This window comes from Blautia intestinalis (assembly GCF_014297355.1).
Classification (GTDB): domain Bacteria; phylum Bacillota; class Clostridia; order Lachnospirales; family Lachnospiraceae; genus Blautia_A; species Blautia_A intestinalis.
Genome location: NZ_JACOQE010000003.1, coordinates 69,701 through 95,580 on the forward strand (window position 1 = coordinate 69,701; position 25,880 = coordinate 95,580).

Sequence of the window (25,880 nt, forward strand, 5' to 3'; positions counted from 1 at the left end):
GGAGAAAACTTGAATGAAAGAATTAATCAATCAGATATTGAATTTCTGGAGCAATTACTGGGGGGACAGCCTTTTCTCATATTTGTTGATACTTGCAGCTGCTTATTTGCTCATTTTTAAAAGAAAAGAAGAAAATGTAAAATATGTGCTCAACTATCTTCTGATCATGCTCTTTTTGTTTTTCTGTCCTCTTACAGCTGCTGTTATTCAGAAATGCATTGGTGAGAGCGTTTACTGGCGAGTGTTATGGCTGATTCCTTCTTCTCCTGTAATTGCATTGGCAATGACAGAATTGATAAAAGATCATCAGAAAAACATGCAGATGCTTTTAGTGGTATTGTGTATAGGAATCGTTGCAGTGAGTGGAAAGGAAGTATATCTGGCTGGAAATTATACACGTGTTCATAATTATCAGCAGGTGCCGGATGAGGTTGCCGGAATTTGCGAGCTCATTCAGGCGGATGCGCAGGGCGAAAAATTCACATTTGCATCAGACGACGATATAAGTTCATATGTGCGTGTATATGATCCGTCTATTTACAATTTGCTGGGAAGAAATGCACGTTCGACACAGGGCAGAGCAAGGAAGCTTTATTATGAGATTAATTCGCCGGAGCCAGACTACCGAATAATCGCTAGAGGTGGAAAAAAACTGAAGTGTAATTATCTGGCATTAAAAATTACGGCAGATGAGCAAAAAGAAGTGCTGGCTGAGGCAGGATATCAGGAGATTGGAAGCATTGGAAGATATACCATATTCCGTCTGGGAAATCATGTCACAGATTACAGAAATACAAAAATATTAGGCGATTGAGGAAGTTGTCTATAAAAAGCAAATTATTCAAAAACTTTACAAATAGTAAAATATGTGTTATATTATAGAAAGCTTTAATGGCCTGCACCTGTAGCTCAGTGGATAGAGCAGTGGTTTCCGGTACCATGTGCGGGGGTTCGATTCCCTTCAGGTGTGTTGCACGAGGTACGGGTCTGCCTCGGTGCGTTGTAAGTTAAGGAGGACAAGAACTTGGATAATTTCAGGGAATGGTTGTCAGATAACCTTCGCTATTTTATGCTTGGCGGAGCAATTCTGGTGATCGTAGCTGTGTTGTTCGTTGGTGTTCGCGCCTGTGTCGGAAGTGGGAAGGGAACTTCAGACGGAGAACAAACAACAGCTCAGGACAACGACCAGGGAACTGATCCTTCTTCTCCGGAAGATGATGGGGAGACAAACGACGGGAAGAAAGAAGAAGACACGAATCCCTTGGAGGATGGCAGTGAAGAAATCACTGCGCTTATGAACAGTTACTACAAAGCTTTAGGGGACAAAGACATTACCGCATTGAGAACTGTTGTCAACAATCTGACACCTTCAGATGAATCAAAGATCACAAATGCCAAAGATTACATCGAAGGATATCAGGTCAGCAATGTTTATACAAAGAAAGGTCTGGACGATAATTCCTTTGTAGTGTATACACGGGGAAGTTTTGTATGCAAAGGAATTGATACACCGGCACCATCTTTGTGGAGTTCTTATGTAGTAAAAGACAGTGATAATAATTACAAGATACTTGGTGATCTCGCGCAGAACACACAGGTTTCTGAGTATATGGATTCACTGAAGTCAGACGAAGATGTGCAGAAGCTGACTGCAGAAGTGCAGGCAGCATATGAGCAGGCACAGAAAGATGATCCGGCTCTGGCACAGTTTTTGAATGGACTAGGTGAAGAAGTAGATACTTCTTCCGGCACGAGTGCAGACGGCACGACTCTGACAGTTACAGAAGGATGTAATGTCAGGGCAGAAGCAAGCAGCGACAGTGATATCATAGGTGGTCTTGACGCTGGTGATCAGGTTGTGAAAGTAGGTCAGGAGGGTGACTGGATTCAGATCGATTACGATGGCGAGACGGGATATGTCTACAGTGGATTGCTTCAGTAAATAAGAACAGACAAAAGACACAGGAGATTTTCCTGTGTCTTTTCTACTTCTTAAGAGAACCATCCGGCTGAAGTTCGTATGTTTCGCCGTCTACAGTGATTGTACCGGTCTGCATGATTCCATCCTGATCCATGTAGTAACGCTTTTTGTCTACATCGATCCAACCAGTCTGCATGATTCCGTCTTTGTTGAAATAATATTTCTTATGATCTGTGTCGGTAAGCCATCCGGTGTAAGGCTGTCCGTCAACCAGAAACAGCCAGTTGCTTCCGCTTGCAGTCCAAGTACCTTTGGATGCTTCCGGAGAAATGTCACTGTCGTCAGAAACAGCCGGTGTTTCAGTCGGTTTCTGAGTCGCTTTTGGAGTTACGGATGGTGCTTTCCTTGAGGTTTTCTTTTTATCTGAATTTTGAGTGGTGTTTTTTTCTTTTGAATCCTTTGCTGATGAAGCTTTGTCTGATTCCCTGGAGGCCACGGACTCTTTTGTAAAATAATCCGGATCGTACGATGACTGGCGCAGGAAAAAACCAGAAGAAAGACAAAGCAAAATGACGATAATAAGCAGCAGGGGATTTGTCTGTCGATTATGATCTGACATGAATTTCCCTCCTTTGTACAAGCGTACAATTATATGTTTTCTTCATCATACATGATATGGCAAAAAAATACAAGAGGAGTGTAAAATATAAAACTGCCGGTTGCGGACGAATTGAAAACACTATATAATAAAGCAATGGACAAAAAAATGAAATCAGAAGATCAGAATACAATAAGGATAAATAAATATCTGAGCAGTGCCGGAGTGTGTTCCAGAAGAGATGCGGATCGTCTGACAGAAGCCGGAAGAGTTACTATGAACGGGAAAAAAATAGGCACAGGAGAGAGAATACCTGTTGATGCGGTGATCTGTCTGGATGGCAAACCAGTGGAGCGAGAAGAAAAGGAGGTACTGCTTCTTTTTTATAAACCACGGGGAATCGTCTGCAGCACGAAAAAACAGCGACAGGAGACAACAGTAACCGAGTATATTGATTATCCGACACGGATCTATCCGGTGGGAAGACTCGATAAAGACTCAGAGGGACTTCTTCTGATGACTAATCAGGGTGAGCTTGTCAATCGAATCATGAGGGCAGGCAATTACCACGAAAAGGAATATCAGGTGACTGTGGACCACGAAATTACAGATGAATTTGTACGTCATATGCAGAATGGAGTGCCGATACTTGGGACTGTTACGCGCCCATGCATCGTGCGAAAGACTGGCAGGAACAGTTTTACCATTGTTCTGACGCAGGGGCTGAACCGACAGATCCGCAGGATGTGTGAGTATCATGGATATCATGTACGTACACTGAAGCGTGTACGGATCATGAATCTTACACTCGATGGACTGAAATGTGGGGCATATCGTGAAATACGGAGAGATGAGTGGAGTGAGCTTAAAGAGCTGATTCATAATTCCTCAAGTGAAACAATAACAGAAACAGGAGGCCATCATGGAAACAGCAGAAGTAACCCGAATGAAAGAACTGGTTCAGAAGCTGAACGAGGCGGCAAAGGCATATTATCAGGAAGACAGAGAAATCATGAGCAACAGGGAGTACGACGCGCTGTACGACGAACTGGAGCAGACAGAAAAAATAACCGGAATCGTTCTTGCTGACAGTCCGACCGTTCGTGTCGGATATGAGGCAGTGAACGCGCTTCCGAAGGAAACACATGATTCTCCGATGCTTTCTCTGGACAAGACGAAAGAAAAGGAAGTTTTAAGAGGTTTTGTAGGAAGCCATAAGACGCTTCTGTCATGGAAGATGGATGGTCTGACTATCGTTCTTACTTATGAAAATGGAGAATTGCAGAAGGCAGTTACCAGGGGAAACGGGATTGTCGGAGAAGTTATAACCAACAATGCGCGTGTTTTTCGAAACATTCCACTGAAAATCGCATATCAGGGAAGACTGGTGCTTCGCGGAGAGGCAATCATTACTTACTCTGATTTTGAACGAATAAATAATTCTATTGAGGATGTAGATGCTAAATACAAGAATCCGCGAAATCTCTGCAGTGGATCGGTACGTCAGCTTAATAATCAGATTACGGCAGAAAGGAATGTACGCTTTTTGGCGTTTGCGCTTGTATCTGCGCAGGGTGTGGACATGCATAATTCCAGAGAGTTCCAGATGGAATGGCTGCGGACACAGGGATTTGAAGTGGTGGAGTACCGTGTGGTGACATCAGAGAATCTTGATGAGGCAATGGATTATTTTGCTGAAAGGATCACAACCAATGATTTTCCATCGGATGGGCTTGTAGCATTATATGATGATATTGCGTATGGAGAGTCCCTCGGAAGCACAGCGAAGTTTCCGCGAAATGCATTCGCTTTTAAATGGGCAGATGAAGTGCGGGAAACAACACTTCGGGAGATCGAATGGAGTCCGTCAAGAACCGGGTTGATCAATCCGGTCGCAGTCTTTGATCCGGTGGAACTGGAGGGGACGACGGTCAGCCGGGCCAGTGTTCATAATGTCAGCATCGTGAAAGAGCTGAAACTTGGTATTGGTGATACAATTCAGGTTTATAAGGCAAATATGATCATTCCACAGATTGCGGAAAACCTTACACAGAGTGGAAAACTGGAGATTCCGAATACCTGTCCGGTGTGCGGTCAGGAGGCAAGGGTGATTCGTGAAAATGATGTAGAAGCCCTGTACTGCATGAATCCGGACTGTGTAGCAAAGAAAATCAAGGCATTTACACTGTTTGTCAGCAGGGATGCAATGAATATTGACGGACTTTCAGAAGCTACTCTGGAGAAATTTATTGCAAAAGGTTTTATTCACAATTTCGGAGATATTTTTGAAATTGAGAAATACAGAGACGAGATAGTTACGATGGACGGTTTTGGAGAGAAATCTTTCGACAACCTCATATCCAGCATTGAGAAGGCAAAAGAGACTACACTTGCAAAGGTAATATACAGTCTTGGAATCAGCAATATCGGACTGTCGAATGCAAAAGTCATCTGTCGGTATTTTGACGATGATCTGGATAAGATCCGTTCGGCAAAAGAGGAAGAAATCAGTGCGATTGACGGCATCGGCCCGGTCATTGCAGGAAGTCTGACAAAATATTTTGCGAAGTCGGAAAACAATCAGAAGGTTGACCATCTGATTGGATATCTTCATATTGTAAAAGAAGAAAAATCTGACAATCAGATTTTTGCAGGGATGAATTTCGTGATTACGGGAAGTCTGGAACATTTCAGTAACCGTGGAGAAGCAAAAAATCTGATCGAGTCTCTGGGAGGTAAGGTGACCGGTTCTGTAACCGGTAAGACGAATTACCTGATCAACAACGATGTCACTTCGAACTCTTCAAAGAACAAAAAAGCAAGAGAGCTTGGGATTCCGATTCTTTCCGAAGAAGATTTCCTGAAGTTGACAGAAGAATCAAAATAGAATGAAATAATATAGAAGTATGAACTAAAGGAGGAACGGGAAATGCCGATTAAGATACAGGGTGATCTGCCTGTAAAAGAAATTCTGGAAAGAGAAAATATATTCGTGATGGATGAGGGAAGAGCAATTCATCAGGATATCCGTCCAATTCAGATTCTGATTCTGAATCTGATGCCGCTGAAAGAGGAGACAGAACTTCAGCTTTTACGTTCTCTGTCAAATACACCACTGCAGGTGGATGTAACGTTTATGGTGGTTGAAAGCCATCAGGCCAAAAACACTTCTGTCAGCCATTTGAATAAATTTTATCAGACTTTCTCTGAGGTAAAAGACCAGAAATTTGACGGAATGATCGTAACAGGAGCACCGGTAGAACAGATTGAATTCGAAGAAGTGGACTACTGGAAAGAACTGGAAGAAATCATGGACTGGACAGAAAGCCATGTAACTTCAACGATCTTTTTGTGCTGGGCTGCACAGGCGAGTCTTTACCATTTTTATGGACTTCAGAAACAACAGCTTGACCATAAGATGTTCGGCCTTTTCTGGCACAAAGTCCTCAACCGTAAGATTCCGCTTGTAAGAGGATTTGATGATGCTTTTCTGGCACCACATTCCAGACATACCGAAGTGCCGATCGAAGATATCCGTGCATGCAAAGAGATTACCATTCTTGCAGAATCCGAAGAAGCAGGCCTTTTCCTTGCGATGGCACAGGGCGGACGCCGAATTTTTGTAATGGGACACCCGGAATACGACCGCATCACGCTGGATGGAGAGTATAAGCGCGATCTGGGTAAGGGACTGCCTATCGATCTTCCAAAAAATTATTACAAAGACAACGATCCGGAAAGTAAACCACTGCTTCTGTGGCGCGCACATGCAAACAATTTGTATACAAACTGGCTGAATTATTATGTATACCAGAGTACACCGTTCGATCTGTACGGAACGCCTGATTTTAACAGTATTAACGACGGAAAATAAGGACTTCTGGAAATGGCGGAAAACCCCGTAAATCACCGCATATTTTTATAAGTCGCTACAAAAATGGGGTACTAAATGGGGTGGCAGATGGGGTGGTAAAGTCTGCTGCTATAATTGAGATTTTGCAAAATAATAGATAGATTGAGTACAAAGAGAGGGTCATGGCGATCCTCTTTTTTTGAACTGAAATAAATCAAGAATTGAATAATTACGATATCTGTTGTAATGAAATTCTACACAGGGTTGAAAATGAAAAATCAGTCTCGTATAATAACATAAGTAATTGATTATGTTATTCTTATTAAAAGGATACTAACGGGTCACAGGAGGAGTTTATGAATTATATGATGGCGATTCTGCCTAAAATGGGTGGTTTCCTTTTACTTGTTCTCATAGGCTTTACTGCTTCACGCACAGGTATAATAAAAAAAGAAGCAATGCCCTCCATTTCCGGATTTTTACTTAGGATTGCGCTGCCGGCACTGACGATTGGTCTGATCCTGGAAAATCAGACCACATTTCAGACAATGACTCAATATGGAAAAATGGTCCTATCACAGATTCTTATGTATTTTGTTATGGCAGCAGGAGGAATCCTTGGAAGCCACATTTGTCATCTTAAAGGAGCTACAGCCAATGTTCATTGTGGATGTTCTGTAGGTGGCAATTATGGTTTTTTGGTGATTCCTCTGATCATGACACTGTTTGGTGCTCAAGGCGGCAATGTATATATTCCTATATGTTCCGTTATAGACACGACTCTGGTCTGGACTCTGGGTTTTACATTATTTACAAATGGAATCGGACCGAAAGAGAATCCCTGGAAAAAGATCATTATGAATCCAATTTTCCTTTCAATCCTGCTGGGTTTATGTCTGACCAGTTTTCATATTTCTGTTCCGGACATAATTTTGAGTACCATTGGTTCTGTTGGCAATACCTGCTACAGCTGGGGACTGGTTTACCTTGGATGCAGTCTTGGATTTATGAAACTCACCAATATTTTTAAATATAAGTCCATACTGGTCCTGTTTTTTACAAAATCATTTGCACTCCCACTGATCATATACTTCATTTCTCGTCATTTTCTTTCAGAAATTGAAAGTATGATCCTTATGCTGATCTGTGCAGCACCAGCAATGACAACTTCCAGTATGATTGCAGAACAATATAATCTGGACGGAGAATATGCCTCTACAGCTGTGGTAACGACAACTCTGCTTTGTATGTTGATCATACCGCTGCTTTTCTGTCTGATATCATTATAGGAGAGAAAAATGGATTTACTTGTTAAAGATATAGTTAAAATTTGGAATAATGGAGCAGCTTCGCTTGTTGCAGGAAAAGAAGGTATTTTACGTAAGGTTGAAGTATTTGATATGATGGAGCAGCCAAATATCAAACCGTGGCTCAGAGAACATTTGATTTTGATAACTACCGGATATGTGATACGAAATGATAAAGAGGCTCTTCTTCAGATTATAAGAGATATGAACGATGCGAATGCGTCAGCTCTTGCAATAAAAACACGTTTTTTTGACGATTTTCCCAAGGAAGCTCTTCAGCTGGCAGATGAATTAAAACTTCCTCTGTTCTTTCTCGACAATAATGCGGGCTTTACAGAACTTACCTTTCCAATAATGACTGCAATTGTGGAATCCAGAAGCAATGTTGCACTTGATACCCGTTATCAGATCGGACGTCAGAATAAATCTGAACTGGATCGAAAATTATTTTTTGATATTATTAATGGAAAAGTTACACAGACCGAGGAAGTAGAATATAGAATCGCTTCTCTTCAGTGGCCATCTGAACCATTTCGTGTGATTGCCCTTTCTCTGGAAACATCAGAGAATTCTTTTCTTTTGGAAATAAAGAAGGAATCCCAGATAAAGGGTATATCCCGGGTTCTTAATAATCATCATATCAAAAATGTAGTTATATGCGGTAAAGAAATATGTTATGCAATCACAACTTCTTCAATAAATGAGTCCATGATCAAGAAAATGACAGAAGATATGATTCAAAAGACATGCGAAATCAATAACTGTATGTGCTCTGCGATCATCAGCGATATAGTAGAAGATTATCTTGCGCTTCCAAATACCTATCAGCAGATAAAAGAGGGATTTTTTGTTCGCAATATAAGAAAACAGCAATGGTCTCAGGCTTTTTTATCTAATCTTCAATATGATCGTATTATGTTACGCATGTCTGCTGATAAGGAAGTACTGACATTTATCAAAAAGAAGCTAGGTCCATTGGTAACTTATGACCGTGCACATGGCACAAAACTTCTTGATACTCTTGAAGCATTTATTCATAATAATTGTTCACGTAAACTGGCAGCAGAGGCACTGTTTCTTCATCGAAATACCATGGCACACAGAATCAGCAAGATAGAAGAAATACTACATTGCAGTCTGGAGGATCCGGATATGATGGATAGATTAGAATTTGCTATAAAATTAAAAATGTATATACATTAAAAACAAATGTGCGTCATGCACAATATTTAATCAAAAAAAGTGTGTTATCACCAATGCTTTTAACGAATTAAAGTGATATAATATAAAACAACATATGTGAAGCCGATGTAGGCGTTCCTACATCGGCTAATTTTGTACTCTGGCCTGCTGTCAACCGGATACGAGCACATATATTTTACAGGAAATGGAGGAGATAACATGGCTAGTAACACAAAGAAAGATTACACACAGATGCATATCAAAGCATCAGAACATCCCAAAGCATATTCACCGCATATTCTTATTCTGAATATTGTGATGAGTGTCCTTGGTGCTATCATCGGTCTTGAATTGATCGTGCGTACGGGTGTAGCACCAAACACATCTATCGTAGGAGCGTTATTTGCAATCATCATTTCACGTTTGCCTATCGCATTTTTAAAGAAATATCAGAGTATTCACTGCCAGAATATGATTCAGACATCAATTTCGGGAGCAACATTCTCAGCAGCAAACTGCTTCCTGCTTCCGATTGGTGTTCCGGTTATTATGGGCAGAATGGATCTTATGTATCCTATGCTTGTTGGTGTATTTCTTGCAACCATTATTGATGCAACAATTCTTTATAAGACATTTGACAGCGAAATGTTTCCGGCAGAAGGAGCATGGCCTCCGGGAGTTGCATCTGCAGAATCTATCCTTGCAGTTGTTGAAAAAGGAAAGAAAGCTTTTTTGCTCATTGTAGGTATGGTCATCGGTGTTGGTGGTAAAATGATCGGTATTCCTACGGATCTTCTTGGTGTTTCATGGTTCGGCGATTTTGCAGCGATGACAGCTCTTGGTGTAGGATCAATTGTGATCGGTATCATTAAGACAAATGGATTTATTATTGATATCTTCGGCCGTAGCTTTCCGATCATTACAAACATCTTCGGTGAAGGTGCTGATCTGATGGCTTCAAACATGTTCAAATACATGCCTCATGGTATTATGATCGGAGCAGGTCTTGTGTCCCTTATCCAATGCGGCCGCATGCTTTTCAAGAAAGGTGACGGAGACAGTGCAGCAGGTAAGTTTACCTCCAGCATGGCAAATATGAAAAAAGCCCTTGGTGGTGGATATGTTGCATATCTGGTAGTAGCAATTTTATTGGCAATAATTACAGGCATCTGGTCAGAAATGGGTGTTGTTCAGCTGATTATTTGGATTATCTTCTCAGCTTTTGCAGCTATTGCTTCTGAACTGATCGTTGGTATTTCAGCAATGTACTCAGGATGGTTCCCGGGATTTGCGACAGCTCTTATTTTCCTGATCGTTGGAATGTTGATCGGATTCCCATCACTTCCACTTGGAATCCTTGTTGCTTATACTTCTGCAACCGGTCCTGCTTTCTCTGATATGGCATATGATCTTAAATGCGGTTACATCCTTCGTGGATGCGGAAAAGATCAGGAACTTGAGCTTGAAGGAAGAAAACAGCAGTACATCAGTGAAATTGTAGGTTTTGTGGTAGCTTTTATACTTGTGGCAATTATGGCAAAACAGTACTTTGCGCAGGGACTCTTTGCTCCGGTTGATGCTACTTTTGCAGCAACGATTGAAGCTGGCGCCGGCGGAGATGTAGCTAAATGGCTGCTTATCTGGGCAATTCCGGGAGCAATCATCCAGTTCCTTGGCGGATCCAGACAGATTGGTATTCTTTTTGCAACTGGTCTTCTTGTTGGTTCCACTATTAACGGTCTGACAATTCTGATCGCATTGCTTATTCGCTACATTCTTGTTAAAAAGGACAAAGAAAACGAGCAGACCCTCAATATTCTGGGTGCCGGTTCACTTGCCGGAGCAGCTCTGTACAGTTTCTTTACAGCTACATTATCACTTGGTAAAAAGAAATAATAACGGGAGATGACTAATAAAATGAAAACTAAAGGAATCCGTCTTACAAAAGATGTCCTTGATGCCGCACTCGCCGGAGGAACCATCCTCGGCGGCGGTGGTGGCGGCGATCCGAAAAAAGGCAGAAAATACGCTGAGATTGCAGTTGATTATACCGATCTCAGACTTATTACAATCGATGAACTGGATGAAAATGATGTACTATTGACAGCTTCTCTGGTAGGTGCACCAAATGCGCCAGCCCAGTTCATGACTCCGAAGGATATCGCAAAAACTGTTGAAATCCTTCAGAAAAACTGTGATTTTAATATTGGCGGAATTATTACAAACGAACAGGGCGGAGAAGCAACAGTAAATGGCTGGCTTCAGGCTGCTGTTACAGGACTTCCGGTTGTTGATGCCCCTTGTAACGGACGAGCTCATCCAACAGGTGTAATGGGAAGCATGAATCTTCACAGACTTGCAGATTATACAACAGTACAGGCCTGTGTTGGCGGTAATCCAGATACTGGAAATCATATCGAATGCTTCTTTGAAGGAACGATCGATCATACGTCCAAGATGGTGCGTCTTGCTTCTATTGAAGCAGGTGGACTGGTCGCAGTAGCACGAAATCCGGTAAAAGTGTCTTATGCACGTGAAAACTGTGCCCTTGGTGGTGTAAGTTATGCAATCGATACAGGAAAAGCGTTCTTAAAAGGATTGGAATCTTCTGTTGAGGATGCAGTCAACAGTGTATGTACTTTCCTGAATGGCCGTGTTCTTGCAAGAGGACCTGTACAGAATTTTTCTATCGAGACAACTGGTGGCTTCGATGTAGGTTATGCTGCTGTTGACGGCTGTGAAATGACATTCTGGAATGAATATGCTACTGCCGAAAAAGATGGCGAGCGTCTTGCAACTTTCCCGGATCTAATTATGACGATCAATGCCAAAACAGGAGAGCCTGTTACAACTGCCATGATGGAAGAGGGACTTGATGTTTATGTAATTGCCACAGACAAAAAGAATCTGAAGCTTTCGCCGACCATGTATGCGCCGGAATTGCTGAAAGCAACCGAAGATGTAATTAAAAAAGACTTAATCAGTCATCTGAGTAAATAGTCGGGAGGAATAATAACATGTTAATGAAAGAAATTATTGCTGCTTATGATGTACTTGACAGTTCGTTTGTAACAGGAGAAGAAGTTAAAAAATATCTTCTCGGGATCAAAGCCGATGCCAATGTAGAAGTCTATGAACTGGTAGGTCCTAAGGGAAGCACAGATATGCTTAAAGTGCGTATTCCTGGTAAAAACGGCAAGACAAATGGTGGAGATGCTCCTACAATCGGACTCCTTGGCAGACTTGGCGGAATTGGCGCACGTCCGGAACGTATTGGCTTTGTATCTGACGGTGATGGCGCACTCTGCGCGGTAGCTCTCGCTGCAAAACTGCTTGATATGCAAAACAAAGGAGACTATCTTGATGGTGATGTATTTATTTCCACACATATCTGTCCACACGCTCCGACAGCTCCGCATGATCCGGTTCCTTTCATGGGTTCACCAGTAGAAATGGCACAGGTAAACAAAGAAGAAGTATCTCCTGACCTTGATGCTCTGCTTGTTGTTGATACAACAAAAGGAAACCGCGTTATCAATACAAGAGGTTTTGCAATTTCTCCAACAGTAAAAGAGGGATATGTATTAAGAACTTCTGAAGATCTTCTTGATCTGATGCAGATCACTACAGGACGTCTTCCATATGTATTCCCACTGGCTACCCAGGATATCACACCTTACGGAAATGATGTGCACCACTTAAATAGTATTCTTCAGCCATGTACAGCTACAGATGCACCTGTTGTTGGTGTAGCTATCACAGCAGAGACAATGGTACCTGGATGCGCTACAGGCGCTACTCATGCTACAGACGTAGAGGAAGCTGCAAGATTTATGTTAGAAGTTGCCAAAGCATATGGAAGAAAACAGTGTAGTTTCTATGATGCTGATGAATATGCACGTCTCCAGAAATTATATGGAAGCATGAAACATCTTCAGACTCTCGGAAACGAATAAGGAGGTTTTGGTATGAAAATAGGTGCAATTACCATCGGTCAGGCTCCGCGAACTGATGTAACAGCAGACATTCTAAGAATCTTTGATGATTCACTGGAACTTGTCCAGGCAGGCGGTCTGGATGGACTTACAAAAGAAGAGATTGCTGAGTTTGCTCCCGGCAAGGATGATTATGTCCTTGTCTCCAGATTGACAGATGGGAGTTCTGTGACATTTGCCGAGCGTCATATCCTGCCAAGACTTCAGGATGCTATTAACCACATGGAAGATGAGGGATGCAGTCTTATCATGATGTTCTGTACAGGAAGTTTTCCGGAGACACTTTCAGCCAAGAATATTCCTATGATCTATCCATGTGAGCTGCTCAATCGCCTTGTTCCGCTGATGACTAAGAAATCAAGCATAATCTGCATGACTCCATCACCACTTCAGACAGAACAATGTGAAGAAAAATGGAAAAACTATGTTGATCATGTAACAGCAATTGCGGCTTCACCATATGGCGACTGGGATGCACTCGAAAAGGCAGCTGAAGAGATTAAAGATCTTGATGCGGATCTGATTGTTCTTGACTGTATAGGTTATACACAGGAAATGAAAAAAATGTTTGCAGAAAAAACCGGTAAGAAAGTTGTTCTTCCAAGAACACTTCTGGCCAGAGTTGTCTCTGAATTAACTGACATCTGAATAGACATATAAGTTATATATGTTCAGTATTTTCCGGACATTTCGCAGGTCCATCAAAGTCCGGCGGAATGTCCGTTTTTTACAAAATAAAAAAATTAACGAAAAGAGGAAGCAATAATGGAAAATTTAGTTAAAATAGCAGAGGGAGTTCTTACTTCATGTCTGGCTGTAAAACCTGGCGAGGAAATTCTGGTTATTACAGATGACAGCCGAAAAGAAATCGGTGAAGCAATCTATGAAGCAGCTGGAAATCTTGGATGCGAAAAAATCCTTATGGTTATGAAAGAAAGAGAAGTAAGTGGGCAGGAGCCACCTAAGGTAATTGCTGAAGCCATGAAAGCGGCTGATGTTGTGATTGCTCCGACAGCTCAGTCACTCACTCATACTAATGCCAGAATTGAGGCGGCGAAAGCAGGCACAAGAGTAGCAACAATGCCAGGTATTACCAGCGAAATGTTTTCACAGGGTGCCATGACTGCCGACTACAGTAAAGTAGAAGAATTAACTGCAAAAGTAACAGAAATGCTCACTAAGGCTTCAAAAGCACGGATCGAAAAAGAGGGAAATGTTCTTACAATCAATCTTGATGGCAGAAATGGAGTTCCAAGTCCCGGAGTATACAAGGAGGCCGGAAAATGTGGAAATCTTCCCTCTGGTGAAGCTTACATTGCTCCGCTGGAAGATGGTTCCGATGGTGAGATGATCATTGATGGATCTATGGTCGGTATTGGAAAACTTGCAAGTCCTTTACATATGACAATTTCAGGAGGAAAGCTTCGTTCAGTAAAAGGAGATAAGAGCGAAAATCTTGATATCCTTCTTAAAAACGAGACCAACGGAACACTCTGTGAACTTGGAATCGGAACTAACGAAGCAGCTATACTGAATGGAATCATCCTTGAAGATGAAAAAGTATATGGAACCGTACACATTGCTTTCGGAACCAATACGTCATTTGGCGGTGTAAATAAAGCGGAATGTCATATGGACGGAATTGTTCTGCGTCCGACATTATATCTGGATGATATTAAAGTTATCGAAAATGGCGTTTTTCTTATCTGATTTTTTTCGATAAAGGAGGAATTGAAAATGGATAAAAAATTTAAAATAGGTCTGATTAGAGTCCTTACAACAGAAGATGAAGAAGTGCTTTCCGCACATGGCAAACAGATTATGTCATATTTCCCTGAACTTCAGGTTGAAACTAAATGTATACCGGATCAGTATGAAGGAATACACAGTCCTGAACTCGGTGAACTGGCTATCCCCAAAATTGTCAAAACAGCTCAATCTTTCACAGATGTTGATATGATTATCGTAAGCTGTGCGGATGATCCGGGTGTTGCGGAGATTCGTAAGGTTCTCCCGGATATTCCTGTTACTGGCGGCGGTGAGACAACTGTAGCACTGGCTCTTAAATATGGCAGCAGGATTGGTGTGCTTGGAATCACAGACTATGCACCTCAGGCATATAGGAGAATGATTCCTGATCAGATGATACTAGGCAGACCTGAAGGTGTACACAGCACACTGGATCTGATGACACCAGAAGGAAAAGAAAGTGTACTGAAACTTGGCCTGAAGTTAAAAGAACAAGGCGCAGAAGTAATTGCACTTGCCTGCACTGGTCTTGCAACGATTGGTATAGCCAAAGATCTGGAAAAAGAAACAGGGCTTCCTGTTATTGATCCGGTTATGGCAGAAGGATTGTTCGCTTATTTCGAATATCTCAGAAAAAAATAATAATACAAGTTCATAACGATCAGCTATATGCTGTCAGAAAGGTAGCAAAGATATGTTATTAAATGAAGCTATTCTGAGCCGTCACAGCACACGGTCTTTCCGTCCTGATCCTGTAGACAGAGCGTTGCTGTTTACTTTGGCAGATGCGGCTCAACAGGCACCTTCGGCCAGTAATCTGCAGGCCTGGAGATTTCTGTTTATTACAGATCCACAGCTTAAAGAAAAAGTAGATCTTTTTAGTCCGGGGCTTTCTGGCAAACCGCCAGTCATCCTTGTAGTCTGCTCAGATATGGAGAAGGCATCAAGAAAGGGTGGTAAAAATTCTGAAGTGTACGGATGCCTTATGGATGCATCAATGGCTGCTGAGAATCTCATGCTAAAAGCTGCTGAATTAGGACTTGGAACATGTGCGGTCAAATCATACAATGATACAGCGGTTCGTAAAATATTGGAGCTTCCAGACAGATATCGTATTGAGATGCTTATCTCCATAGGTTATCCGGATGGCACCCCTCGTTGCCCGAAGCGTCCTCCGGTAGAACAGATATGCTATTTTGATCATATTGAGGAAGAGGAGAGAATTGATGAATAATCCTGAATTCGAATTACTGGTATATCTGATCACCAGTGCCAGAGCGCTTCCTGAAGAGCCGGCAAGTTACGGCTCAATCAGACTTACTGAAGCTGCTTCCAGACTGTGTCGGATTATATGCAATAATGACCCTGATAATAAAACATATTGTGAACTTCTTAACTGTATTGAAGCTGATAAGGGAAAAGCCCTAACAGAACCGGAACGTTTTTCTGCCATGCTTGAAAAAGCATCTGAAATATTGGTTGACTGTCTGTAAAATAACATAAAAGGGGGTGCTGAAAAATAGAAGTCTGAAAAATTAAATTTCGGACTTCGTATTTTTTTGTATACATGATAATAGAGGTGGTGTATAATAGTTTAAATTGTTAAAAAATATGAGGGGGAACTCAAATGGACGGATCAATGTTTATTGGAACATGGTGGTCACTGGTGCCGCCGTTGCTGGCAATTGTGCTGGCATTAGCAACTAAAGAAGTATACAGCTCACTTTTTATCGGTGTTGCAATGGGAGCACTGCTTTATACAGGTTTCCATCCGTGGAATGCATTTGTTGCTTTTTTTGATATCATGAAGAACAGCATGAACTTAAATATTCTGATATTTGATGTGCTGCTGGGAATGATTATTGTTCTGATGTCGAAATCGGGTGGTTCAGCTGCGTATGGTAAATGGGCCGGAACCAAGATTAAAAGCAAAAAGAGTGCAATGCTGGCAACAACAGGACTTGGTGTGCTGATTTTTGTGGATGATTATTTTAACTGCCTGACAGTTGGCTCTGTTATGCGTCCTGTGACAGACCGCTTCAAAGTATCCCGTGCAAAACTGGCCTACATTATCGATGCAACAGCAGCACCTGTCTGCATTATTGCACCGATCTCAAGCTGGGCGGCGGCTGTAAACTCTTATGTTCCTGAAGATGCGGGAATCAGCGGATTCCAGCTGTTTCTTCGGACGATACCATATAATCTGTACGCAATCCTGACACTGCTTATGGTATTTACAGTCATCCTGTCGGGCCTTGATTTCGGACTTATGAAGAAACATGAAAAGAATGCAGCAAATGGTGATCTGTTTACCTCGGGCGGTGAAGAATTTGATCAGGTAAAAGAAGAGGAAATTTCTTCAAACGGAAAAGTAATTGATCTGGTGCTTCCGGTGTTGGTTCTGATCGTAACTGCAATCGGCGCAATGATCTATACCGGATTTCTTGGCGGTGCTACGGATGTGGTAACTGCTTTTGCCGGATGTGATGCGGAAACAAGTCTTATTTTTGCAACACTGATCACTGTAATGTTTATGCTGGTGCTCTATCTTCCGCGTAAAGTTATCACATTTAAGGGATTTATGGACAGTTTTGTGGAAGGTTTCAAGATGATGATACCGGCAATAGGAATTCTTATCTTTGCGTGGTCACTGAAAGGAATGGGCGATGCGCTTGAAATTGCTTCTTTCGTAGAGAAGCTGGTAGGATCCAATGCTTCTGCGAGTGTTCTGCTTCCGGCAATTCTGTTCCTTGTAGCAATTTTCCTTTCTTTCTCTACAGGAACAAGCTGGGGAACATTTGCAATTCTTGTACCGATCGCAATCGCAATGTTCCCGGGTACGGATAATATGCAGATGATGATCATTGCAGTGGCATCTGTGCTTTCCGGAGCAGTATGTGGTGATCATGTATCACCGATTTCGGATACAACGGTTATGTCTTCGGCAGGAGCACAGAGTAACCATATTAACCATGTTACCACACAGATGCAGTATGCGGTAGTTGTTGCAGTTGTTTCTGCAATCGGTTATGTGATCGCAGGTTTCGTACATATCTGGTGGCTGGTTCTCGGTATCAGTGCTATATTGCTTCTTGTGGTACTGTTTGTGATAAAAGCAGTGACTTCAGATGAGAAAGACGGAGTGAAAAAACGTGCATAAAATTGAGGTACCGTATATTGATCAGAGTGTAAAATATCCGACCGGCTGTGAGAGTGTGTCGGCGGTGATGCTCCTTAAGTATCTGGGATATGAGATCACTGTTGATGAATTTATAAAGAACTGTCTGGAATGCAGAGATATGGAAATGAGAGATGGAAAGCTTTATGGACCGGATCCGAATGAATATTTCTGTGGAAGTCCTTATGATGAAGATTCTTTCGGGATTTATGCAAAAGGACTTTTAAAAGCGCTTGAAAAAGCAGCAGGAAAAGACTTTCAATTTACAGATGAGTCCGGCACACCGATACAGAAACTTTTGGAAAAATATATTGATCAGGGGATGCCGGTGGTGTTCTGGGCATGCATCAATATGCGAAAAGAAATCCCGGGACCGGAATGGAAACTGCTGGATTCTGGAGATACTTTCTGCTGGACTTCGAATGAGCACTGTATGCTGCTGGTGGGGTATGATGAGGAAAAGTATTACTTCAATGACCCGTATGATAACAATGGCGTGATCGGTTATGAGAGAGATCTTGTGGAAAAAAGGCATGCAGCACAACACAGTATGGCAATTGGAACAGTAACCGGTACGGATATAAAACAGAACTTTATAAAAACTTTATTTGAAGAATAGTTACAAATCTGCTATAGTATATGTTGGTTATGGTAAACGTGCTTTGAATAAAGAAAGAAGTGTTTAGTTTGAGAAAAAAGTCACATATATTACTGGCAAGATATCTGGCAGATCAGATGCCTGCCAATGAAAGTCTTCAGTCACATAGAAAAGCATTTTGTCTGGGCAATATCCTTCCGGACATTCAGCCGTCATTTATAACCAAAAGGCATGAATATTTTGGCACATTCGATGAAGTACAGGGAAAAATCCGACGTCTCGTTCAGGTGGGAGAAAATTATAATGACCGTGTGTTCTGGCGTCGTGCGGGGGAGGTTATGCATTATATTGCAGATTATTTTACATTTCCGCACAATAAGACGTTTGACGGAACGCTTCGTCAGCATAACTCCTATGAGAAACACCTGAAAAATGAATTGAAGACATTTGTTCAGGAGGGGAAGGCAGAAGCCTATGCGGAGCATGTGATTCATTTTGAGACCTTGAATCAGCTTCTCGAGTACATTAAAGTTCACCATCGCAGATATATGAACTGCAAACGCAGCGTAGAGGAGGACATTCATTATATTCTCAGCGTCTGCTATCAAGTATTTCAGGGCCTTTTTCAGCTTTGTATGAAAGATCCGATGGCAGAATATGCAACTGTGGTGATGTAAGCAAAATATGAAAAAAGTATGAAATACCGCCGGAGGATTCCTCCGGCGGTTGATTTTTGAAGATCAATATGATAAAATTACGGCAGTTATTGTGTGGGTAAGTTAGAATGAAGAAACATATTTTACAGGAATGAAGATGTGTTCTTAGACAGAAGGGAGCAATTTTTTACCAGAATGAAGAACAAATATCTGACCAAATGTTTATGCATGACTATATTATCTGCAATGGTTCTGACCAGTCCGCTGAGTGTCATGGCGGCTGAGGAAGATGTTGCGGTAAGCAGCGAGGGAGACAATCTGGGGGATGGCAGTGAGATTACCAATCCGGGAACGGATACACCGACACCGGATCCCGGAACAGATACACCGACACCGGATCCCGGAACGGACACACCGACACCGGATCCCGGAACAGATACACCGACACCGGATCCCGGAACAGATACACCGACACCAGATCCGGATCCGATAGATCCGACACCAACGAATCCGGATACACCAACGCCGAACCCAGATACACCGACACCGGATCCGGATTTTGATGATGGTTCGAAATCGGCGGCTGTACAGAAACTGATCGACGATATTAATGCTCTGGCAGGACAGACTCTGACACTGAATCAGGCCGCGAAGGTTCAGGAACTTCGTGAGATATATAACAGTATTTCGGCAGATCAGAAGAAACTTGTGACAAATTATAATTTACTGGTCGATTTTGAGAGCAAGATTGCCGAGCTTCAGAAGAAGCAGAATGCAGATATACCAGACTTTACAGATGGAAGTAAGGCAAGTGAGACCGGAACACCGGTTTATTATGTTTCTAACCTCCATGCAGGTAAGGAATTTTATCTGGACAGCCTGAAAGGAAATTATCAGCTTACATTTTCTGATGATTTTGCATCTGTCATGAATGAAATCGAGGCAGAATACAAAGAAAAAAATAAACTTTCCGACGTGAGCGACAACAGATCAGACGGACTCACTACTTCTGCAGATTCACTACTTGTACGAAACTGGCAGGATATTCTGGCAGTATATGTATATGAGCAGAGTCAGAATGGAGTAAAGGAATTTACACTGGATGCATCAAGTAAGGATGAACTTGCGAAGATTTTTGCACAGATGAATCCGATTGTCAGAGACAAAGACAATATTACACATGTTTCCTATGGAAACTATCACATCAACAACTACATTAAGCAGAATGATATTTCTCAGAACGACAGAAGTGTTCTCAAGAAATATGTAGAAACCGACTGTAAGCTTCTCTGTGCGATCGTTACTGATGCAAAAGGGTTTGTACGCCAGAGCGTTGGTGATGATGTATCGGAAGAACGAGTAAATGTTATCACTGCTGCATATTCGCTGGTGGGAGAAGTCGGATATTTCTGGGGTGGAAAATCTACAACAATCGGCGGAGACCCGAGCTGGGGAACAGCTGAGAAGGTTTCTGTCACAGGCAGTGCCAGCACCGGTACAGTCAGAGCGTACGGGCTTGACTGCAGCGGATTTGTTACCTGGTCTGTGATCAATGGTTATCTGAATCAGGGAATGCAGGACAGTGTTGGTGACGGTACATCCGATCAGTGGGAAAAGGCCAATGTGGTCAGCGAGCAGGATGCACAGCCTGGCGATCTCGTTTTCCAGAAAGGACCGGAAGCAGGAAGCGACAATCATGTCGGTATTATCTGTGGAAAAACCGATGCCGGTGACTGGATTGCAGTGCACTGTTCTTCCAGTAAGAACGGAGTTACCGTAGGTGAAGCATATGGTGCAAGTTTCCGCTATATCAGACAGCCATCTTTTTATCCGACACAGGAAGAAGTTACACGGATGGAAAGCGAAGGAGCGTCTGCAAGCAATGCTGAGGCAGCCAGTGCTGCAGAGACAGCAGATACAGAGAAAAACCTGACTGCAGCGCCAGATGAAACACTTACATCTGAGACAGGAGCGGCAGATGAGACTGCCGATGACAGTAGTGATGAAATGGAAATCACGATTGTGGATGATGACGAAGATGAGACATTTACTTCAGACAGCAGCGCGATGGCGACAGCTCCGGTAAATGATGTTCTTCAGGAAATCCTTGATCAGAATGTATTTGATTCATCAGAGAGCGAATTTGAAATCCTTCCTAAGAAACCGGATGCAGATGACGGCGATATAGAAATCGTATTTGAAGATTAAAGTTCAGCCCGTGCAGGTCTTTCGTGGCCTGTCACGGGTGTTTTGATTCTTGAACGCAGGACAAAGGAGCGTCAGATGAGTAGAAAGCGGCAAAGGCATCGAAAAACAGGAAAAGTTCTGTTTGTTTTTGCAGTTTTGGTATTTACCGGCATCTTATGTATGAGCAACCCAAAGGGGCTGTTGGATCTGGAGCCGGAAGAGGTGAGATCACTCCGGCAGAAAAAAACTGTGCAGACGGATGCAGGACATCAGGAATACTATTTTCATCTTCTGGATGAAGAAGAGCAGAAAATATATCGGGAGATGCTTGATGGCATCCGGGAGCGACAGGAGGATATTTATCTTACCACTGCGGATGAAAATCTGGTCAGCAAGGTATATCATGCAGTGTTGAAAGATCATTCGGAATTGTTCTGGGTGCATAACCGTGAAAATGTATATACAACGAGTTATAAAGGGAATGCATACTGCTGTTTTTCACCGGGATATACTTATACAGAAGCAGAAATTACGGAAATTGCGGCGGCAATGGAACAGGCATTTACCGAGGTGAATGGACAGATTACGGAAGGGACAGATACATATGATAAAGTAAAGATAGTCTATTCATATCTTATTGATCTTGCGGAATATGAATCATCAGATGATGACCAGAATATTGCCGGAATCTTCTGGAAGAAAAGAGCAGTTTGTGCCGGCTATGCGAGAGCTGTACAATATCTCCTGGAGCGGATGGATGTCCCCTGTATTTACGTAGAGGGTGACAGCAGAGACAGTGATGAAGGTCATGCCTGGGATATTGTAGAGATAGATGGACAGTATTATTATGTGGATGTGACAAATGGTGATCAGCCGGGATTTTTGCAGGGAGATGCCGTACAGCTTGCGGAACACAAGACAATCATTTATGATTATCTGTGTCCTTTTCCGGAAGAATATGAGAAGATATATACTGCATCGGATGAATTTTCGTTGCCGGCCTGCACAGCAACGGATTACAATTTTTATGTGCTGAATCAGGCATGTTTTGATACATATGATGCACAGGAGTTTTACGATTTCTGTTGCATGCGGCTGGATAACGGGGCAGCAGTGATTCGCCTCAAATATGCATCAGAGGAGGCTTTTGACGCTGCCTGTCGGCAATATATACAGGAAGAAAAAATACAGGATGTGGCAGGATATTATATGAGTCTGCATGGCCTCAGCACGGTTCAGTATCATTACGGGATCCTGCAGAATCTGAAAACATTATATTTTATCTTTTAAAAAAGGAGGCTATTATGAACGATATGTTACAGCAGTTAATGAATATGATTGAAAATACCAGGACAATACCGGCTCTGACTGATATTTCCATGATCGGGTTTGCTGTATTGCTCGTTTTAGGCGCAATAAACTGTATTCTGGGATATCGTCTGCTTCGGTTCTGGATGATGCTCTGTGGATTTATCATTGGAGCCGGAGTTGGATTCGGAGTAGCTTATTCTGGCGGTGTGACTGAGAAATATATGTATGCTGTGATTATGGTAGGAATTGGTGTAGTGCTTGCGGTGATCGCGTTTGTCAGCTATAAGATTGGTATTTTTATTCTTGGAGCCGGTATTGGGATCGGGCTTGGAATTTATATTTTTCATCCGACTTCTTCACTGGTATTCTTCTTCTGTCTGCTTTTGGGAGCTGGTCTTGGTGTGCTTGCCATGCGGCAGGCGAGAGAAATTCTGATCGTCGGGACTTCTCTTTTGGGTGGTGCTATGGCTGGTGTTTCAGCAGCAAAGCTTGGCGGACTTGCAGATTTTCCTTATGGACTGGGGATGAGTGCAGGATTTGCAATTCTCGGAATGCTGATTCAGTTTGCAACGAACCGTCGTAAAAGGGATGAAGATGATGCGGCTGAAGATGAGGATGAATTTTATGAAGAGGCTGAAAACAGTTCTGACTATGTAGATCCAAAAGAATACATTCCACAGAAAAGAATCAAAAGAAGACCTGTAAGACAGGAAAACAGAAGAACACTGTCGGCAGCGGAAGAGGAGCGCCTGGATGAAGAAATTGTCAGAGAGATGATGGATGATGATGACCGTGAAGGCGAAGAACTCTGGAAAAAAATCTCAAGACGTGAAGCAAACCGCAAAAATAAAGAAAAACATACAACGAGATAAGACGGGAAAGAAGGACAACATGGCAAAAGAAGCAAAAACAAATGCAATGCGAATGCTGGATCGACAAAAAGTAAAATACGAAGCATTTACATATGAATGTGATGAATTTATTGACGGACTTCACAGTGCGGACCTGATCGGTGCACCGTATGATCAGTCATTTAAGACACTTGTGATGGAAGGAAAAAGTGGCGGCTACTATGTGTTTGTCGTACCGATCGAAAAAGAAGTGGACAGGAAGGCGGCAGCAAAAGCAGTCGGTGAAAAGACGGTAGATATGATCCACGTAAAAGACATTCTCAAGATTACCGGCTATGTCAGAGGAGGGTGCAGTCCACTGGGGATGAAGAAATTATATCCGACAGTATTTGATGCTTCGGCAGAGAACTTTGACGAAATCTATGTCAGTGGTGGAAGAATCGGACTTACGCTGAAAGTAAATCTGGAGTCTCTGCTTAAGGTAACAAATGGAAAACTGGCAGATATTACCATGAAAGATTGAACATAAACTGAAAAATTAAACAAAATATTATCGATACGCATAAGAAAAGTTCCCGGAATTGTCAAATCCGGGAGCTTTTGTCATACATATTTAGTTATCGGCAGCGTCTTCTTCATTGACCTGGAAGACATGACGTTTTTTCGCCATTTCATCGCTTGCAAGGTATTCATCGTATGTGGTGATCTTGTCAATCAGTCTTCCGTCAGGAAGGATTTCCATGATGCGGTTGGCAGTTGTCTGTACGAACTGATGGTCGTGGGAAGCAAAAAGGATGACTCCCGGGAATTTGATCAGACCGTTGTTCAGTGCGGTGATGGATTCCATATCCAGGTGGTTGGTCGGCTCATCAAGGAGCAGGATGTTTGCACCGGAGATCATCATCTTGGATAACAGACAACGAACTTTTTCACCACCGGAGAGAACGCGGACTTTCTTGACTCCGTCTTCACCCGGGAAGAGCATTCTTCCGAGGAAACCACGTACATAAGTTGCATCTTTGATCTCGGAATACTGAGTCAGCCAGTCGGTAATGGTCAGGTCGTTATCGAATTCCTGTGTATTGTCCTTCGGGAAATATGCCTGAGAGGTTGTAACACCCCATTTGTAATTTCCTTCATCCGGTTCGAGCTCTCCGATAAGGATACGGAAGAAAGTAGTGATGGCCTGCTCGTTTGCACCGACAAAGGCAACTTTATCATCATGTCCGAGTGTAAAACTGATGTTGTCGAGAACTTTTACACCGTCGATGGTTTTGGAAAGGTTTTCTACCATAAGTACTTCATTGCCGATTTCACGGTTCGGACGGAAATCGATATATGGATATTTACGGCTGGATGGACGCATGTCATCAAGCTGGATTTTTTCCAGGGCACGTTTACGTGAAGTTGCCTGTTTGGATTTGGAAGCGTTTGCACTGAATCGGGAAATAAATTCCTGAAGTTCTTTGATCTTTTCTTCCTTTTTCTTGTTGGCCTCTTTCATCTGTTTGATAAGAAGCTGGCTGGATTCGAACCAGAAGTCATAGTTTCCGGCATACAGCTGAATTTTTCCGTAATCAATGTCTGCGGTATGTGTGCAGACTTTGTTCAGGAAGTAACGGTCATGGGATACAACGATGACGGTATTGTCAAAATTGATCAGGAATTCTTCGAGCCATTCAATAGCCGGCAGATCCAGGTGGTTGGTCGGTTCGTCGAGGAGCAGAATGTCCGGATTTCCGAAAAGTGCCTGTGCAAGAAGCACTTTGACTTTCTGGCTGCCGGTCAGGTCTGCCATCTGAGTATAATGGAGTTCGGTTTCGATTCCGAGTCCGTTCAGAAGAGTGGCAGCATCGGACTCTGCCTCCCATCCGTTCATCTCAGCGAATTCACCTTCAAGTTCGCTGGCACGGATACCATCTTCGTCAGTGAAGTCTTCTTTGGCGTAGATGGCTTCTTTTTCTTTCATGATCTCATACAATCTGGCATTTCCCATAATAACGGTATCCAGAACATTGTATGAATCGTATTTGAAGTGATCCTGCTGCAGGAAAGAAAGACGCTGTCCCGGTGTGATGACGATATCACCGTTAGTCGGCTCAAGCTGTCCGGACAGGATTTTAAGGAATGTAGATTTACCGGCACCGTTTGCTCCGATCAGACCATAGCAGTTGCCCTCGGTAAATTTGATGTTGACATCTTCAAAAAGTGCTTTTTTGCCAACACGCAGTGTAATATTATTTGCTGAAATCATAAGGTACCTCTTTTCTTCGTTATGGTTTCGTTCAGTCATTTTGGTTCAGGCCGTTTTGGCCATTCATTCCCATTTTACAGTAAAGTCAGGAATTTGCAAGCCTTAAATCATAAAAACATATAATTAGGAAGAGGAGAAACCTGAAAACCCCATAAAACTTGCTTATTACTAACTTTTTTGTATGTAAATAGATACAGGAAATAGATAATCCTGATTGGACAATCCGAAATAGCTATGCTA

The 25,880-nt window shown here is 42.4% G+C and carries 23 protein-coding genes, 1 tRNA gene and 1 pseudogene; 23 read left to right on the forward strand and 2 right to left on the reverse strand.

What is annotated here, in order from left to right:
• Positions 1 to 13: 13 nt before the first annotated feature.
• From H8Z79_RS06710 to H8Z79_RS06720, 3 genes are all read left to right on the forward strand, one after another.
• Complete coding sequence (locus H8Z79_RS06710; protein WP_015543086.1) at positions 14 to 814, forward strand: hypothetical protein; 801 nt, start codon at positions 14 to 16, stop codon at positions 812 to 814.
• A gap of 84 nt (positions 815 to 898) precedes the next feature.
• Positions 899 to 970: transfer RNA gene (locus H8Z79_RS06715), tRNA-Arg, on the forward strand.
• 54 nt (positions 971 to 1,024) lie between these two features.
• Positions 1,025 to 1,942: an SH3 domain-containing protein gene (locus H8Z79_RS06720; RefSeq protein ID WP_225876933.1), complete on the forward strand. Its 918-nt coding sequence runs from the start codon at positions 1,025 to 1,027 to the stop codon at positions 1,940 to 1,942.
• Between the two features lie 43 nt (positions 1,943 to 1,985).
• On the opposite strand, the gene H8Z79_RS06725 is transcribed toward H8Z79_RS06720, so the two are convergent.
• Positions 1,986 to 2,540 (reverse strand): N-acetylmuramoyl-L-alanine amidase family protein, encoded by a 555-nt coding sequence (locus H8Z79_RS06725; protein ID WP_118039596.1) that lies wholly within the window; start codon positions 2,538 to 2,540, stop codon positions 1,986 to 1,988.
• A 147-nt stretch (positions 2,541 to 2,687) separates the two neighbouring features.
• Here H8Z79_RS06725 and H8Z79_RS06730 point away from each other — a divergent pair.
• The 20 genes and pseudogenes from H8Z79_RS06730 to ybaK form a co-directional block, all read left to right on the forward strand.
• Positions 2,688 to 3,350, forward strand: a pseudogene (locus H8Z79_RS06730) (pseudouridine synthase); the annotation flags it as partial.
• A 91-nt stretch (positions 3,351 to 3,441) separates the two neighbouring features.
• Positions 3,442 to 5,406 (forward strand): NAD-dependent DNA ligase LigA, encoded by a 1,965-nt coding sequence (gene ligA / locus H8Z79_RS06735; protein WP_118039595.1) that lies wholly within the window; start codon positions 3,442 to 3,444, stop codon positions 5,404 to 5,406.
• Positions 5,407 to 5,448: 42 nt separating this feature from the next.
• On the forward strand, positions 5,449 to 6,393 hold the full coding sequence (metA, locus tag H8Z79_RS06740) for a homoserine O-acetyltransferase MetA (protein WP_118039594.1): 945 nt from the start codon (positions 5,449 to 5,451) through the stop codon (positions 6,391 to 6,393).
• A gap of 335 nt (positions 6,394 to 6,728) precedes the next feature.
• Positions 6,729 to 7,661 carry an AEC family transporter gene (locus H8Z79_RS06745; RefSeq protein WP_015543081.1) on the forward strand — a complete coding sequence of 311 codons (933 nt, stop codon included), beginning with the start codon at positions 6,729 to 6,731 and terminating at the stop codon, positions 7,659 to 7,661.
• Between the two features lie 9 nt (positions 7,662 to 7,670).
• Positions 7,671 to 8,882 carry a PucR family transcriptional regulator gene (locus H8Z79_RS06750; RefSeq protein ID WP_118039593.1) on the forward strand — a complete coding sequence of 404 codons (1,212 nt, stop codon included), beginning with the start codon at positions 7,671 to 7,673 and terminating at the stop codon, positions 8,880 to 8,882.
• Between the two features lie 198 nt (positions 8,883 to 9,080).
• Entirely contained in the window at positions 9,081 to 10,757 is a 1,677-nt protein-coding gene (locus H8Z79_RS06755) for an OPT/YSL family transporter (protein WP_118039592.1), read from the forward strand.
• Positions 10,758 to 10,778: 21 nt separating this feature from the next.
• On the forward strand, positions 10,779 to 11,861 hold the full coding sequence (locus H8Z79_RS06760) for a DUF917 domain-containing protein (protein WP_118039591.1): 1,083 nt from the start codon (positions 10,779 to 10,781) through the stop codon (positions 11,859 to 11,861).
• 17 nt (positions 11,862 to 11,878) lie between these two features.
• Entirely contained in the window at positions 11,879 to 12,817 is a 939-nt protein-coding gene (locus tag H8Z79_RS06765) for a DUF1177 domain-containing protein (RefSeq protein ID WP_072520935.1), read from the forward strand.
• Positions 12,818 to 12,829: 12 nt separating this feature from the next.
• Positions 12,830 to 13,504 carry an AroM family protein gene (locus H8Z79_RS06770; RefSeq protein ID WP_072520936.1) on the forward strand — a complete coding sequence of 225 codons (675 nt, stop codon included), beginning with the start codon at positions 12,830 to 12,832 and terminating at the stop codon, positions 13,502 to 13,504.
• A 117-nt stretch (positions 13,505 to 13,621) separates the two neighbouring features.
• Positions 13,622 to 14,566 carry an aminopeptidase gene (locus H8Z79_RS06775; RefSeq protein WP_072520937.1) on the forward strand — a complete coding sequence of 315 codons (945 nt, stop codon included), beginning with the start codon at positions 13,622 to 13,624 and terminating at the stop codon, positions 14,564 to 14,566.
• Between the two features lie 27 nt (positions 14,567 to 14,593).
• Positions 14,594 to 15,247, forward strand: a complete 654-nt coding sequence (locus H8Z79_RS06780; RefSeq protein ID WP_015543074.1) for an aspartate/glutamate racemase family protein — start codon at positions 14,594 to 14,596, stop codon at positions 15,245 to 15,247.
• Between the two features lie 52 nt (positions 15,248 to 15,299).
• The gene (locus tag H8Z79_RS06785) at positions 15,300 to 15,839 is read left to right on the forward strand and encodes a nitroreductase family protein (RefSeq protein ID WP_015543073.1); all 540 of its coding nucleotides are present in this window, start codon (positions 15,300 to 15,302) and stop codon (positions 15,837 to 15,839) included.
• Complete coding sequence (locus tag H8Z79_RS06790) at positions 15,832 to 16,098, forward strand: DUF6092 family protein (RefSeq protein ID WP_015543072.1); 267 nt, start codon at positions 15,832 to 15,834, stop codon at positions 16,096 to 16,098. The genes H8Z79_RS06785 and H8Z79_RS06790 overlap by 8 nt, the downstream gene beginning before the upstream one ends.
• Before the next feature lie 134 nt (positions 16,099 to 16,232).
• A complete protein-coding gene (locus H8Z79_RS06795; RefSeq protein WP_118039590.1) occupies positions 16,233 to 17,765 on the forward strand; it encodes a Na+/H+ antiporter NhaC family protein in 1,533 nt (510 codons plus the stop codon).
• A complete protein-coding gene (locus tag H8Z79_RS06800) occupies positions 17,758 to 18,402 on the forward strand; it encodes a C39 family peptidase (protein ID WP_118039589.1) in 645 nt (214 codons plus the stop codon). Before H8Z79_RS06795 ends, H8Z79_RS06800 begins: the two co-directional genes overlap by 8 nt.
• A 59-nt stretch (positions 18,403 to 18,461) precedes the next feature.
• Entirely contained in the window at positions 18,462 to 19,058 is a 597-nt protein-coding gene (locus H8Z79_RS06805) for a zinc dependent phospholipase C family protein (RefSeq protein ID WP_243008147.1), read from the forward strand.
• A 174-nt stretch (positions 19,059 to 19,232) separates the two neighbouring features.
• Positions 19,233 to 21,245 carry a C40 family peptidase gene (locus H8Z79_RS06810; RefSeq protein WP_118039587.1) on the forward strand — a complete coding sequence of 671 codons (2,013 nt, stop codon included), beginning with the start codon at positions 19,233 to 19,235 and terminating at the stop codon, positions 21,243 to 21,245.
• A 75-nt stretch (positions 21,246 to 21,320) separates the two neighbouring features.
• Positions 21,321 to 22,514 carry a transglutaminase domain-containing protein gene (locus H8Z79_RS06815; RefSeq protein ID WP_015543069.1) on the forward strand — a complete coding sequence of 398 codons (1,194 nt, stop codon included), beginning with the start codon at positions 21,321 to 21,323 and terminating at the stop codon, positions 22,512 to 22,514.
• A gap of 14 nt (positions 22,515 to 22,528) precedes the next feature.
• Positions 22,529 to 23,407, forward strand: a complete 879-nt coding sequence (locus H8Z79_RS06820) for a TM7S3/TM198-like domain-containing protein (RefSeq protein WP_015543068.1) — start codon at positions 22,529 to 22,531, stop codon at positions 23,405 to 23,407.
• A 19-nt stretch (positions 23,408 to 23,426) separates the two neighbouring features.
• Complete coding sequence (gene ybaK / locus H8Z79_RS06825; RefSeq protein ID WP_118039586.1) at positions 23,427 to 23,909, forward strand: Cys-tRNA(Pro) deacylase; 483 nt, start codon at positions 23,427 to 23,429, stop codon at positions 23,907 to 23,909.
• Between the two features lie 90 nt (positions 23,910 to 23,999).
• On the opposite strand, the gene H8Z79_RS06830 is transcribed toward ybaK, so the two are convergent.
• Entirely contained in the window at positions 24,000 to 25,640 is a 1,641-nt protein-coding gene (locus H8Z79_RS06830; protein ID WP_015543067.1) for an ABC-F family ATP-binding cassette domain-containing protein, read from the reverse strand.
• Positions 25,641 to 25,880: the final 240 nt, after the last annotated feature.